This window comes from Solibacillus kalamii, from assembly GCF_002174535.1.
GTDB classification, from domain to species: domain Bacteria; phylum Bacillota; class Bacilli; order Bacillales_A; family Planococcaceae; genus Solibacillus; species Solibacillus silvestris.
This window is the reverse complement of record NZ_NHNT01000012.1, coordinates 111,423-125,855: the sequence shown is the minus strand read 5'-3', so window position 1 is coordinate 125,855 and position 14,433 is coordinate 111,423. Positions and strand designations below refer to the sequence as shown.

15 protein-coding genes are annotated in these 14,433 nt (G+C 39.8%); 13 read left to right on the top strand and 2 right to left on the bottom strand.

The window, feature by feature from the left end; translation table 11 throughout:
- Positions 1 to 36: 36 nt before the first annotated feature.
- Positions 37 to 375, bottom strand: a complete 339-nt coding sequence (locus CBM15_RS15855; protein ID WP_039967398.1) for a MerR family transcriptional regulator — start codon at positions 373 to 375, stop codon at positions 37 to 39.
- A gap of 247 nt (positions 376 to 622) precedes the next feature.
- Between CBM15_RS15855 and xerD the strand changes: the two genes are divergently transcribed.
- The 10 genes from xerD to CBM15_RS15805 all read left to right on the top strand — a co-directional run bounded on the left by xerD (position 623) and on the right by CBM15_RS15805 (position 11,373).
- Positions 623 to 1,525, top strand: coding sequence for a site-specific tyrosine recombinase XerD (gene xerD, locus CBM15_RS15850; protein ID WP_014824352.1), 903 nt, complete (start codon positions 623 to 625; stop codon positions 1,523 to 1,525).
- A gap of 141 nt (positions 1,526 to 1,666) precedes the next feature.
- Complete coding sequence (deoB, locus tag CBM15_RS15845) at positions 1,667 to 2,845, top strand: phosphopentomutase (protein WP_087618247.1); 1,179 nt, start codon at positions 1,667 to 1,669, stop codon at positions 2,843 to 2,845.
- A 14-nt stretch (positions 2,846 to 2,859) separates the two neighbouring features.
- The gene (locus tag CBM15_RS15840) at positions 2,860 to 4,164 is read left to right on the top strand and encodes a pyrimidine-nucleoside phosphorylase (RefSeq protein ID WP_087618246.1); all 1,305 of its coding nucleotides are present in this window, start codon (positions 2,860 to 2,862) and stop codon (positions 4,162 to 4,164) included.
- Between the two features lie 152 nt (positions 4,165 to 4,316).
- Positions 4,317 to 6,089, top strand: a complete 1,773-nt coding sequence (locus CBM15_RS15835) for a SulP family inorganic anion transporter (protein WP_087618245.1) — start codon at positions 4,317 to 4,319, stop codon at positions 6,087 to 6,089.
- Between the two features lie 232 nt (positions 6,090 to 6,321).
- Entirely contained in the window at positions 6,322 to 6,684 is a 363-nt protein-coding gene (gene spoIIAA / locus CBM15_RS15830) for an anti-sigma F factor antagonist (RefSeq protein WP_008408083.1), read from the top strand.
- The gene (gene spoIIAB / locus CBM15_RS15825; protein WP_008408084.1) at positions 6,669 to 7,109 is read left to right on the top strand and encodes an anti-sigma F factor; all 441 of its coding nucleotides are present in this window, start codon (positions 6,669 to 6,671) and stop codon (positions 7,107 to 7,109) included. Before spoIIAA ends, spoIIAB begins: the two co-directional genes overlap by 16 nt.
- 12 nt (positions 7,110 to 7,121) lie before the next feature.
- Positions 7,122 to 7,889, top strand: coding sequence for a SigF/SigG family RNA polymerase sporulation sigma factor (locus CBM15_RS15820; protein ID WP_008408085.1), 768 nt, complete (start codon positions 7,122 to 7,124; stop codon positions 7,887 to 7,889).
- Positions 7,890 to 7,950: 61 nt separating this feature from the next.
- Positions 7,951 to 9,396, top strand: a complete 1,446-nt coding sequence (locus CBM15_RS15815; protein ID WP_087618244.1) for a spore germination protein — start codon at positions 7,951 to 7,953, stop codon at positions 9,394 to 9,396.
- Positions 9,397 to 9,499: 103 nt separating this feature from the next.
- On the top strand, positions 9,500 to 10,819 hold the full coding sequence (lysA, locus tag CBM15_RS15810) for a diaminopimelate decarboxylase (protein ID WP_014824349.1): 1,320 nt from the start codon (positions 9,500 to 9,502) through the stop codon (positions 10,817 to 10,819).
- Positions 10,820 to 11,013: 194 nt separating this feature from the next.
- A complete protein-coding gene (locus CBM15_RS15805; RefSeq protein ID WP_087618243.1) occupies positions 11,014 to 11,373 on the top strand; it encodes a GNAT family N-acetyltransferase in 360 nt (119 codons plus the stop codon).
- Position 11,374: 1 nt separating this feature from the next.
- Here the strand turns inward: CBM15_RS15805 and CBM15_RS15800 are convergent, their stop codons facing one another.
- Positions 11,375 to 11,875 carry a DUF309 domain-containing protein gene (locus CBM15_RS15800; RefSeq protein ID WP_087618242.1) on the bottom strand — a complete coding sequence of 167 codons (501 nt, stop codon included), beginning with the start codon at positions 11,873 to 11,875 and terminating at the stop codon, positions 11,375 to 11,377.
- 148 nt (positions 11,876 to 12,023) lie between these two features.
- On the opposite strand from CBM15_RS15800, the gene CBM15_RS15795 reads away from it, so the two are divergent.
- Genes CBM15_RS15795 through CBM15_RS15785 form a run of 3 tightly spaced genes read left to right on the top strand, consistent with a single transcriptional unit; the run spans position 12,024 to position 14,349 of the window.
- Positions 12,024 to 12,806 (top strand): segregation/condensation protein A, encoded by a 783-nt coding sequence (locus CBM15_RS15795; RefSeq protein ID WP_014824347.1) that lies wholly within the window; start codon positions 12,024 to 12,026, stop codon positions 12,804 to 12,806.
- Positions 12,772 to 13,362: an SMC-Scp complex subunit ScpB gene (gene scpB, locus CBM15_RS15790; RefSeq protein WP_014824346.1), complete on the top strand. Its 591-nt coding sequence runs from the start codon at positions 12,772 to 12,774 to the stop codon at positions 13,360 to 13,362. The genes CBM15_RS15795 and scpB overlap by 35 nt, the downstream gene beginning before the upstream one ends.
- Positions 13,363 to 13,374: 12 nt before the next feature.
- Complete coding sequence (locus CBM15_RS15785; RefSeq protein WP_087618241.1) at positions 13,375 to 14,349, top strand: D-alanyl-D-alanine carboxypeptidase family protein; 975 nt, start codon at positions 13,375 to 13,377, stop codon at positions 14,347 to 14,349.
- The last annotated feature ends 84 nt before the right edge of the window (positions 14,350 to 14,433 follow it).

The window sequence follows — 14,433 nt, the reverse complement described above, 5'->3', positions numbered from 1 at the left end:
ACGAGCGTCCTACTCACGAAGTAGAACGTTCACCTCCTAGTTATTTAAAATTAATAATAGTGATTGCATGAGTGCAACACTTTCAGGCGACACTTTTTTTCGAAGCTTCTGCCGCTCTTTGTCATCTAAATGCTCCATTAATACCGTTACATCATGTTCAAGCTTACGCATTTGCAATCGAATATCCTGAATATCAATTTCTTCGGGTTCTTCTTTGGAAGGGCCAAGTAAGCTGTGAATCTCTTCAAGGCACTTGCCAAGCTTCTTCTGCTCTTCAATCCAGTGTATACGCTCAATCATCTCTTTATCATAATAGCGATAATTGGATGCCGAACGTTCAACTTTTAGAAGGCCCAAATTCGTATAATAATCAATAGTTCGTTTTGTTACACCTGTTGCTGCAGCAAGCTCTCCGATTTTTAGTTTGTCGATCCCAAATTATCACCTCTATCTGTCACGTTTTACTTTCAAGAATACCGCAAATAGTACATTTTGTAAATGGAAGCTATTACATATGAACAGTGTGTTTTGTTGAAAAAATGGATCATCGAAGGATAAAACGTCACTTCAATTGTACGAAAATGGTAATATAGATGTATAGAATGCAAGAGGGGCGATTTTTATGCAAGCTTTAAAAGATTCAATAGAAGATTATCTACATTTTATTAAAGTGGAACGGCAGCTTTCTGATAATACACTACAATCCTATAAGCGTGATTTAGTCGCATATGCCCGTCACATCCATTATGAACAGCAGATTATGGAATTTGATAACGTTATGCGCGAACATATTTTGCTTTATTTGGACAGCTTACGTTCTGTAGGGAAGTCATCGAAGACGATTTCAAGACAAATTTCATCGATTCGTTCCTTTCATCAGTTTTTATTGAGGGAAAAGGTGACAAATCAAGATCCTACCGTTCATTTGGAAATGCCTAAAAAAGAACTGTCCTTACCAAAAGTATTATCAATAGAAGAAATTGATGCACTTTTGACAGCACCGTCAGTTGAAAAACCACAGGGCACGCGGGATATAGCGATTTTGGAAATGATGTATGGTTCCGGTATGCGTATAAGCGAACTGATTGACCTGAACTTGGAGGATGTTCATTTGACGATGGGCTTTGTCCGTGTGTTTGGTAAAGGCGGTAAAGAACGGATTATTCCACTCGGTCGAAGTGCGATTCAGGCATGTATCAATTATTTGGAACAGGCGCGGCCTCAGCTTTTAGGTGATGCATTAAAAAATGATGCGTTTTTCATTACACAGAGAGGGAAAAGATTCACAAGACAAGGCTGCTGGAAGATCATTAAAGAGCATGCAGCTACAGCAGGTATTTCCAAAGAGATTACACCGCATGTTCTGCGTCATTCCTTTGCGACACATCTGATTGAAAACGGGGCAGATCTACGTGCAGTACAGGAGCTTTTAGGACACGCAGATATATCGACGACACAGATTTATACACATGTAAGCAAAACTCGTTTATCGGAAGTATATAAACAATTCCATCCGCGTGCTTAAAAACGGCATAAACGCGTAAGACTAATGGGAAGCTTACTTTTTTCTATTAAAAATAATTCTTTCTGAAATCGGATGTCTGACCTTTACTTTATTTAGACGTTTTATGTAAAATAGAATGAAAGAAGAGGAGTTGAAAGCATTATGCAACCGTTTAAAAAAATACATGTAATTGTAATGGACTCTGTTGGTATCGGTGAAGCACCGGATGCCGATAAATTTGGCGATGCTGGCTCAAATACATTAGGACATATCGCGGAAAAAATGAATGGCTTAAATATGCCGAATATGGAGAAATTGGGTTTATCGAATATTCGTGAACTTAAAGGGATTAATAAAACTGAAGAACCGGCTGCATTTTACGGCATGATGCAAGAAGCATCTGTTGGTAAAGATACAATGACGGGTCACTGGGAGATTATGGGGCTTAACATCGATACGCCGTTTAAAGTATATCCTGAAGGCTTTCCTGAAGAACTGATTTCTAAGTTGGAAGCTGCAACTGGCCGCAAAGTGCTTTGTAATTTACCGTACAGTGGAACCGCTGTCATTGACGATTACGGTCCGGAACATATGGAAACAGGTGCAATCATTGTGTATACATCGGCAGACCCGGTTATGCAAATTGCAGCACATGAAGAAATTATTCCAGTAGAAGAACTTTATAAAATTTGTGAAATTGCACGTGAACTAACGTTGGACGCTGAATTTTTAGTAGGTCGTGTCATTGCCCGTCCGTTCGTTGGCCAACCAGGCAATTTTACGCGTACATCAAACCGTCATGACTATGCATTAACGCCATTTGGACGCACAACAATGGCTGAAATGAAGGACTCGAATCTTGATGTCATTGCAATCGGTAAAATCTCGGACATCTTTAATGGTGACGGGGTAACAGAAGCGATCCGTACGAAAGACAACACGGACGGTATGGACAAAATGGCGGAAGTTGTTCGTCGTGATTTCCATGGCATTAGCTTCTTGAACCTAGTGGACTTCGATGCGAATTTTGGACACCGACGTGATCCAATTGGCTATGGTCAAGCATTGGAAGAATTTGACCGTCGTTTACCGGAAGTTCTGGATGCTTTGTCAGCAGATGATTTACTGATTATTACGGCAGATCACGGGAACGACCCGACATTCCCTGGTACAGACCATACACGTGAATACGTACCATTAATTGTTTACTCACCGCGCTTTACAGCAGGGTCAGAATTAGAGTTACGTGAAACATTTGCGGATATTGCAGCAACAATTGCAGATAATTTTAATATTGCGGCACCGCAGTTCGGAAAAAGCTTTTTAGCAGAGCTGAAATAAGGAGGATTTTCCACATGAGAATGGTAGATATTATTGAAAAAAAACGTAACGGCGAAGAGTTGACAACCGCTGAAATTCGCTTCTTTGTAGAAGGATATACTGATGGCACGATTCCTGATTATCAGGCAAGTGCGTTATGTATGGCTATTTACTTTCAGGATATGACAGATCGCGAACGCGCGGATTTAACAATGGCAATGGTTGAGTCTGGTGATCAAATTGACCTTTCTTCAATTGCTGGTGTAAAAGTAGACAAGCATTCAACAGGCGGAGTTGGCGATACAACGACATTGCCATTAACTGCAATGGTAGCAGCTGTCGGTGTTCCGGTAGCAAAAATGAGTGGTCGCGGTTTAGGTCATACAGGCGGTACGATCGATAAGCTTGAGGCGATTGAAGGTTTCCACGTTGAGTTATCAAGTGAAGAGTTTTCAAAACAGGTAAATGATATCGGAATGGCTGTTATTGGTCAATCAGGCAACTTAACACCAGCAGATAAAAAGCTTTATGCGCTACGTGACGTTACAGGAACAGTTTCAAGCATTCCGCTAATTGCCGGTTCGATCATGTCGAAAAAAATTGCTGCAGGTGCAGATGCGATTGTCCTCGATGTTAAAACTGGTGACGGCGCATTTATGAAAACAGTTGAAGATTCAATTAAATTGGCTGAAGCGATGGTGAAAATCGGAAACAGCGTAGGTCGTAAAACAATGGCGATTATTTCAGATATGAGTCAACCTTTAGGATATGCAATCGGAAATGCCCTTGAAGTTCAGGAAGCAATCGATACATTAAAAGGTAAAGGTCCAGCTGATTTAAATGAACTTTGCTATACATTAGGCTCTCAAATGGTTGTTGTTGGCGGAAAAGCAAAAACAATCGAAGAAGCTCGAAAAATGTTGGAAGAAGTTGTTGCAAGCGGAGCTGCATTGGAAGTACTGAAAAAATTCATCGCTGCTCAAGGTGGGGATGCTTCAGTCGTTGATGACCCATCTCGTTTACCTCAGGCTAAATTCAAATTTGATGTACCGGCGAAACAGGCGGGCTATATTTCAAAAATTGAAGCGGATGATATCGGAACAGCTGCAATGCTTCTTGGCGCAGGTCGAGCTACGAAAGAATCTGAAATTGACTTAGCGGTAGGACTTGTCCTTCATAAAAAAGTAGGCGATGAAGTCAAAGAAGGCGAATCGCTTATGACAATTCATGCTAATACAGAAAATGTCGACGCAGTATTGGAAAAGATTTATGCACATATATTCATTTCTGCAGAAAAAGTCGAAGCTCCAAAATTAATCGAAGCAATTATTACAAAATAACAAAAATTTTGAGTCTTTCACAGTCCGGGATGGATTGCGGAAGACTTTTTTGTCCTTTAAATATTCTACAAATATGTTAAACTAAGAGTTGTATTACTGCTTAAGGTAATAAAAATTCTGCTTTATGAATATTTATAAGAAGAAGGGATACTATGAGAGTTAAGTGGTCTGGAAGGTTTGAAGGCTATTCATTCGCCCATTTCAAAAAGGATCTGTTATCTGGGACGATTGTCGGGATTATTGCTGTACCGTTAGCGATGAGTTTTGCTATAGCTTCTGGGGTCAAACCGGAATACGGAATTTACACAGCAATTATCGCAGGGATTTTAATTTCCTTACTAGGGGGTTCAAAATTTCAAATTGGCGGTCCGACAGGTGCGTTCGTTCCGATTTTGCTAGGGGTTGTACTCGTTTACGGGTATGAAAACTTGCTCATCGCAGGTTTGATGGCAGGGATTATGCTGCTGCTGATGGGAATGTTTAAGTTGGGGTCACTGATTAAATTTATCCCGAGGCCGGTTACTGTCGGTTTTACTGCCGGAATTGCCGTCATTATTTTTACTGGACAAATCGGAAATTTTTTAGGATTAACGAATATGGAGCAGCATGAGAAGTTCCATATGAACGTTTATGAAATCGTTTCCAATATTGATACCGTTAATTTTTATAGTTTACTTGTTGGAATTATTAGTTTTGCATTGATACTTATGGCACCGAAAGTTTTACCGAAAGTACCGGGTGCTCTTATAGGAATTATTGTGTCATCCGTTGTGACGGTTCTTTTTTTACAGGGGCATGTTGCAACAATTGGCTCCACGTATGGTGCAATACCGAATACACTGCCACAATTCCACATACCGGAAATTACATTTGAACGTATTTACATGCTTATCGGACCAGCATTTGTCATTGCGATGCTCGGCGGTATTGAATCTTTGTTATCGGCGGTTGTTGCAGATGGCATGACGAACAGCAAACATAACAGTAACCGGGAACTGATCGGGCAGGGGGTTGCCAATATCGTTACACCGTTTTTTGGAGGGATACCTGCTACTGGGGCGATTGCCCGAACAGCTACGAATATTAAATCCGGTGCCGTGTCGCCATTGTCAGGGGTAATCCATGGTATCTTCGTTTTAATCACACTATTGTTGCTCGCACCATTAGCGGTACATATTCCACTTGCGAGTTTAGCGCCTGTCCTCATGATGGTCGCCTGGAATATGAGCGAACGACACCATTTCGTACACATATTGAAACTAAAATCCGGTGATTCGCTTGTACTATGTATTACCTTTTTATTGACAGTATTTATGAGTTTAACGGTTGCCGTAATGGCCGGACTTATTTTGGCGGTGATTCTTTTTGCGAAAAGTATGAGCGATAGCCTTACTGTTTCCAAAGTGCTGCCGAACTTGAAGAACGACAATGGAAAGGTGCAGCCTCATTTCGTAGCGGATTTACATGATTGTCCACAAATCAGTATATATACAATAGAAGGTCCTCTATTCTTTGGCGCTGCCGAAAAGTTTGAACATACGATGCTGAAGACGATACAGGAAAATCCGAAAGTATTTATCCTCCGTATGCGAAAAGTACCGTATATCGATTCGACAGGGGAAGAATATTTCCGCAATATCCTTCAAAATATAAAGGCATCTGGCGGTATTGTTTTCTTAACAAATGTTCAGCCGGGATTAGAGCAAATGCTTAAACGAAGCGGATTGTATGATTTAATGGAAGAAGAACATTTTTATCATACGACAAATGAGGCGATTTCAGCGGCATTCCAGTATATCCAGCTAAATAAATGTATTGGATGCACTCACTATGTGTTAGAAGAATGCCGGTTGCTGTCAAATGGCGTGCCCCTGCCAGAACAGGAATTGCTTGTACAGAAGAAATTGACCGAAGCAACAATATAGCGTGTATAAAATAATGAAAAAGCACAAATAATAAGAGACTGAATGGAAAGCTAAAAACTTTCTGTTCAGTCTCTTTTTTCATGTTTGGATTGATTAAAAATAGACAGCGCTACCTATACTGAATTTAGTTGTCGCAGGAGCACTACTTTTAACGAATGAGCACTAGTTTTGTCAGTTAGATAGGATAATTTCTGAACTTGCCGAATTTGCATGCAAGAAGGAGGCGATGTAGGTGAACTTTAATTTAACGATGTATCCAAATGATGTATTGATTGTCCAACTATTTGGCGAACTGGATCATCATGAAACAGAAAAAGTGAGAACACATATATCGAAAGCTATTTTACAAGGAAATGTAAAATTACTCGTTTGGAATTTAGAGCATTTGCATTTTATGGACAGTTCCGGAATTGGTTTAGTGCTTGGGAGAATGCGAGAACTCCGAGCTGTCGATGGACAAACAATTTTGTTAAATCCGTCAAAAACGATGCAGAAAATATTCCAGTATTCCGGTTTAGGAAATCTTATACAATTTGCATCTGAACAGCAAGTTATTTCACACAGCGAGGGGGATTGTCAATGGATAACGAAATGACGCTAACTTTTTTGGCGCGCAGTGAAAATGAAGGGTTGGCACGTATTGCCGTTACAAGCTTTATGGCACAACTCGATCCGACAATTGAAGAGCTATCGGAATGTAAAACAATCGTATCAGAAGCTGTATCGAATGCCATCATCCATGGTTATGCCGATAATCCGCATGGCATTATTACGGTTTATGCGGTTCGTTACGGTTCGGAAGTAAGTGTGACAATTAAAGATGAAGGTTGCGGAATTGAAGATATTGAACAGGCACGTGAGCCATTATTTACAACAAAGCCGGATCTCGAACGTTCCGGAATGGGCTTTACAATTATGGAAAGTTTTTCGGATTTCCTGCAAGTAGAATCCGTACTAGGAAAAGGTACAGTCGTAACATTCACAAAACAAATTTTGCCAATAGGGACACTCGTGACATAACGAAATAAGGGGATGGGGAACATCGAGCAGTCATCTGAAACGTTATTAACGCAAGCTTATATGCGTGAACTAATCGCAAAATCACAACAAGGCGATCAAGTTGCGAGAAAAACGATGATTGAAGGAAATACTAGACTTGTTTGGTCTATCGTTCAACGCTTTGCATCAAGGGGTGTTGAACTGGAAGATTTGTTTCAAATTGGCTGTATTGGCTTAATGAAATCGGTTGATAAATTCGACTTGTCCTATGAAGTGAAATTTTCCACATATGCAGTGCCAATGATTATTGGGGAGATTCAACGTTTTTTAAGAGATGACGGTATGGTAAAGGTTAGTCGTTCTATCCGAGAGTTGAATTATAAAATTCGCCATGCGACAGATGACTATTTAAAAACGAATGAAAAACCTCCATCTGTTGCACAGTTGGCTGAAATATTGCAAGTGTCACAAGAGGATATTTTATTGGCAACTGATGCGATGCGTGATCCGGCGAGTTTGCATGATCAGCTATTTGAAAATGATGGAGATTCCATAACGTTAATGGATCAGATGCGGGACGATAAGTCTGAGCTTGCATTTGATTATGTTCCATTGAAAGACATGTTGAAGAGACTTGGGAAACGGGAACAGTCGATCATTTATTTCCGCTATTACCTGGATTTAACGCAAACGGAAATTGCCGATCGTCTCGGTATTTCACAAGTACAAGTATCACGATTGGAAAAGAAAATACTAGCCCAGTTGAAATCATGGATGGATCAGTCTACATTAAGCAGATAAGTTAAGTGACCCGCAATTACTCCATGGTGTATTAGACTAAAAATGAATAAGCGGTGAAAAAATGACAAATCAGCTTTTTACATCAATGAAAATTGCAGAAGGATTTTTTAATTCACAATTTGAACCAGATAAAAATTTTGATTTATGTATTAAAGAAATTATGATCAAAAATTTGCCGACATTAACGGTATATGTGAGCGGGCTCGTAAATGGAGACAGTTTGACGGAAATTCTTTCGGAATTACAGCGTGACAATGAGGAAGAAGAAATTCTGGATGAACAGGACTATTTTCACGCCCACTTCAACTACTATGGGGTAGATTTAGCGAAATCGATTGATGACTTTATGCTCGGAGTATTAAGTGGCCGGGTAGGCTTTGTAACGAAGAGTGGTTATTGTTATTTGGCGGAATTCCGGAATTATCCGGGTCGGAATCCGGAAGAGCCGGATAATGAAAAGGTTATTCGTGGTTCACGCGATGGTTTTGCCGAAAATATTATTTTGAACACGGCATTAGTTCGTCGACGAATTCGAAGTGAAAAGCTGCGATTTCAAATGCACCATGTAACGACCTATAGTCAAACAGATGTCGTTCTTTCCTATATGAGTGATTTAGTCAATGATAAGCATCTTAGCTGGCTTGTTGAACGACTTCAGCAAATTAGGCATGATGGGTTAACGATGAGCGACAAATCGCTGGAGGAATGGCTGTTTAAACAGAAATATCACCCGTTGCCTTTTGTGCGTTATACGGAGCGGCCCGATATTGTAGCCGCGCATATTTTAGAAGGACATATTGCAATTATGGTCGATACATCACCTTCCGTCATGCTCGTCCCTGTAACAATGTTCCATTTGCTTCAGCATGCGGAAGAATACCGACAGGCACCGCTAGTCGGGACGATGATGAGGTTCCTTCGTTTTGGAGCGGTCATTTTAAGCTTTCTATTACTTCCTTTCTGGTATTTACTCGTTACACATCCGGAACTACTCCCCGATAAGTTGGCGTTTATCGGGATAAATGAAAAAGGTGAAATTCCTATATTTCTGCAAATATTGATTGCCGATATCGGAATTGAATATTTGCGGATCGCTGCGATTCATACACCGACACCGTTATCGACTGCAATGGGTTTAATCGCCGGTATTATCATCGGACAAATTGCAATTGACGTTGGATTATTTTCGAGTGAAATTGTATTGTATACAGCAATCACCGCAATTTTTACGTTTGCTATTCCGAACTACGAATTGAGTATTTCGGTGAAGGTATTCCGTTTGATGTTATTAAGTGCGACGGCGTTATTTGGTATCAATGGATTCTTTATTGGCGGATTCCTGATTTTTACGTACTTATGCTCATTAAAGCCGATGAATGTTCCGTATTTATGGCCTCTTGTTCCGTTTTTCCCAAAGGCGTTCGCCCGTGTCATTATTCGGACACCGATGTCGGAGGATGCTCCAAGACCATTTATAGTGAACGCAAAAAAGCGAAAACGTGTATAAACATGAATTGCATCACTTTGACACCTATGTTAAAGTTCTCATATAATATTTTGTGATTTTTGAGAATATTAGCGAGGATTAGCTAAAGTCAGGGGAGAATACGATGCATTTATATGGAACACAGCAAATTAATGAACTCGGTCATTTAACAATTGGCGGGGTAGATACAATTGAGTTAGCAAAACAATACGGAACACCGTTATTCGTTTATGATACAGCACTGATTCGTAAACGTTCACGCGGCTTCATCGATACATTTGAGCAATTAGGTGTAAAAGCACAAGTTGCCTATGCTTCAAAAGCATTCGCCTGTGTTGCTGCATATCAATTGGCTGCGCAGGAAAACCTGTCGCTGGATGTTGTATCGGGAGGAGAACTCTATACAGCGATTAAAGCTGGTTTCCCGGCAGATCGCATTCATTTCCATGGCAATAATAAATCGATTGCTGAACTTGAATTGGCGTTTGAAACGGGGATCGGTTGTATTGTAGTCGATAACTTTTACGAAATTTCGTTAATTAAAGAAATCGCACAGCAGAAAAATCAAAAAATGAAAATTTTATTACGTGTGACACCAGGTGTTGAAGCACATACACATGATTTTATTACTACAGGTCAAGCTGATTCTAAATTTGGCTTTGACTTAAATAATGGACAAGCTGATGAGGCATTTAAGCAAGTAGTAAACGATGAACATATCGAACTATTAGGTTTACATTGCCACATCGGCTCTCAAATTTTTGAAACAGAAGGCTTTAGTTTGGCAGCGGGCAAAGTAATGCAAAAAATGGGTGCATGGAAAGAACAGCATGGATTTGTTGCACAAGTACTGAATCTTGGCGGTGGCTTCGGAATCCGTTATACAGAAGAAGATAAGCCTTTAGAACCACATGAATACGTGGCGGATATGATTCGCACAGTTCAGGATGAAAGTAAAAAGCTGAATTTAGCGATGCCGGAAATTTGGATTGAGCCAGGCCGTTCTTTAGTTGGAGATGCAGGTACATCACTGTACACAATCGGTTCTCAGAAAACGGTACCAAATGTGCGTGACTATATTGCTGTCGATGGCGGAATGAGCGATAATATTCGACCAGCACTTTACGATGCGAAATATGAAGCGATTATTGCCAATAAAGCAAATGACCCCAAAACAAGTACATACACTGTTGCAGGTAAGCTATGTGAGTCAGGAGATAAGTTAATTATTGATGCGTCTTTACAAAATGCACATACCGGGGATATTTTAGCGATGTTCTGTACAGGAGCATACGGTTATTCCATGGCATCAAACTATAACCGTGTTCCAAGACCGGCAGTTGTATTCGTTGAAAACGGAGAACACCAATTAGCAATTAAACGTGAAAGCTATGAAGATTTAGTGGTAAATGATTTGCCGTTAACATTAACAAAGGGTGAATAGTCGTTGAAATTATCCAAGCAAGCTAAATGGGGTTTCGGTCTATTAATTGGAATTGTGATTTGGTCGCTCTTGTTCATCTACATTATTAGTCCGCTAATTTACAAATTTTCAAACTGAACGTTGGAAAATTGTGTTATTGCATTTCAGTCAATCTTTTGATAGGATTTGCAATGGTAGAATTGAGGGAATGTAAAATGTTAGTTCGATATAAAAAAGCACTTGAAAAAATTGCAATGGGATTAATTTCGTTAATGCCACAAGAAAAAGATATTAAACGCTTAATGGAAACCATTCAACAATATGAACAAAACGAAAATTGGACACTCTTCTTATGGAAAGATGGCGAAGAATATGTAGGGGCTATAGGAATTGCAGAGGGAAATGATGCTGCAATCGTTCAACATATTACAGTCATCCCATCGTATCGCGGGGAAGGTGTCGCATTAAAAATGTTACACGAACTGCGGAATATGGGATATGAGCATATTCAAGCGAATGAAGATACAAGTGCATTTGTCCAAAAGTGTATACCTATATTAAAAGAAGTCGACTAATTTACTGTCGACTTCTTTTTTTTAATTCTCTTGCTTCAAGTATTTCTGTACGGTCCCGAAGCATATGTTTATTGAAAATAAAGTGTGAATCCATAAGAGGAATCGTCTTTATTCTTTGCTGTACCAATTCTTGCAGCTGCCGATCTGTAATAGGGAGTTTGAAATGTATAAATGGTTCATTTTTCTGTATTTTTCGGTGCTGATTTTTCATTATCAGGAGCAGTTGTTTTAAATCAATAAACTCGAAAAATTCACTATTGCGATTGAGCTCAAAATTAAGAATGGCTTTCTCTATTATGCGTGCAGCGCCAGTTACGTTTGACCGCCGCCAATGGTACATACCTGTCGCAAGCTGGACATAGCCTACTAGCGGATGAAGCTTTTCTTTTGGTGCAATTTCCTTCCAATATTCTTCTAAAACTTCGTGGCATTCAAAATAGTCATTATTGCCATTGAAATAGGCGCAATAATCGATAAATAGTGGATGAAACAAAGGATGCATTGTTGTCCCCTTTCCTCTATACTAATTAAATAGGTTCTGCTATATTTTGTTGAATTTTGACGAATAAAGTAACTAGCAAAACGTAAAATTAATCATAGCGCGAATTAGATGCTAATGATAATTTCCGATTAACGATAGGTGGTATTTTATGTCTTACGAAGTGAAACTAGACGCCTTTAGTGGGCCACTAGATTTATTATTGCATTTAATTCATCGTTTGGAAATTGATATATATGATATTCCAATGGCGGAATTAACGGAACAGTATATTGATCACATCCATGCGATGCAAACATTGGAACTGAATGAAGCGAGCGAATATTTAGTAATGGCCGCAACATTATTGGCGATTAAAAGCCGTATGCTCATTCCGATTAATGAAAATGAAATCGATGCAGAGGAGCTCGAAATTGATGAGGTCGATCCACGGGAAGAGCTTGTTGCACGTTTAATCGAATATAAAAAATATAAAGAAGCAGCTGTCCAACTTCAGGAATTGGAAACAGAACGTGGGCAAGTGTTCACGAAAGCGCCAGCGGACTTGTCGGAATTTATGCCTGAAGAGCAATTAGCGCTTTTTGATCAAAATGTAAATGTTTACGATATGTTAAGTGCGTTTCAAAAACTAATGCGTCGTAAACAATTGAAAAAACCGTTGTCAACACGCATCGCAAGACAGGAAATTTCAGTGAAGGAACAAATGCGTTCCGTTGTAAACATTTTAAAAAATGCAGGCGGAAGAGTGATGTTCTCGCAATTGTTTGAAGCAGAGGATAAGCCAATGCTTGTTTTGACGTTTTTAACACTACTGGAATTAATGAAGCGCCAAGTGATTTTTGTCGAACAACAAAACAACTTCGATGACTTATCCGTATTATTGACAAAGGAGGAGATCAATGATGAATACGAACAACTTACTGAGCCGAATTGAAGCACTGTTATTCGTAGCTGGTGATGAAGGTATGACCGTTAAACAACTGGCACAATATATAGAAGTAGAGCCAATGGATATTGAAGCAGGATTAAGCGAACTCCTGTCTCATTACAATGAGGAGGAAATGCGGGGGATTACATTAAAACAACTTGCCGGTACATATCAGTTAACAACAAAACCGGAAGTGACCGACACGTTAAAGAAATTAATTGAAAACCCGACAAATCAAGTATTAACCGCTGCTTCATTAGAGGTTCTGGCAATTATAGCGTATAAGCAGCCGATCACGCGAGCGGAAGTGGAAGATCTGCGCGGGGTGAAAAGCGAACGTCCGATTGCAACACTTGTTTCAAGGGCGCTTGTACAGGAAGTTGGCAGAGCGGAAGGAACAGGACGGGCAATCTTATATGGGACGACAAAAGAGTTTCTGAATTATTTTGGGTTAAAAAACATTAAAGAATTGCCGCCGTTACCGGAAGAAGTCGATCAGGAAGATGATCAGCCGACAGATTTATTTTTAACGAAGTTCCAGGAAACATTTAACCAAAATTAAAGGAGTGGCCTGTTGAAAAAGTGGTTTGTTTCTATTGTTGTAATGTTCGTATTTTTGAGTGGTTCGTCACAAATTCAGGCGGCGTCTAATAGCTATGTTGTTATCGATGCGGAAAATGGGCGGACATTAATGGGCGTGAATGAACATGCACGCCTTCCGATCGCCAGCCTCACAAAAATCTGGACTGCCCTAGTTGTTTTGGAAAATAGTGAGCTTACCGATGAAGTGGTTATTTCAAAGGAAGCCTCGCTTGTGGAAGGCTCATCGATTTATTTACTGGAAAACGAGACATATACGATTGATTATTTGCTTCATGGTTTAATGATGCAATCAGGGAATGATGCCGCTACTGCGCTGGCAGAGCATGTTGGCGGATCTGTAGAAGGTTTTGTTCAGCTTATGAACGAAAAGGCCGAGCTTTATCAATTGCATGAAACAACTTTTACAAATCCTACAGGGCTGCACAATGAAGCCCATCTATCCTCTGCCTACGATACGGCAAAAATGCTGCAAATTGCGATGATGAATCCACAGTTTAGAAAAATTGCATCTACTCAAAATTTTTCGGATGGCAGGCAGTGGAGAAATAAACACAGACTTATGCACGAAAAGATAGGCGCCATTGCAGGAAAAACAGGCTATACAAAAGTGGCTGGACGAACATTGGCAACTTTCTTTGAACGGGAACAAAAATCGTTTGTTGTCGTTACTATTAACGAAGGAAATGATTGGAATATCCACCGTAACTTGGCGGATTTTATCGACAATAATTTTGAGCAACAAACGATTGTGAAAAAAGGGAAGTATAATGCGAATGGATTGGCCATCGAGTTAGATGAACCGTTCCAAATGCTGCTTCATAAAAAAGAACGTCCGAATTTTGAGCATATTGTTAAAGTTTCACGGCTGAAAGGGTCGGATCGAGGGGTTTGGCTTTTATATGCAGATGAAATGCTCGTATCATCAAAACTTGTTACAGTAAAATAATCCGAAAAGTGAAATATTTTTAACTTCAGGATTGAAGGTAAGCCTCCGGTGGATGTCATGGATTCGAAAAGGAGTTCTAAAAAA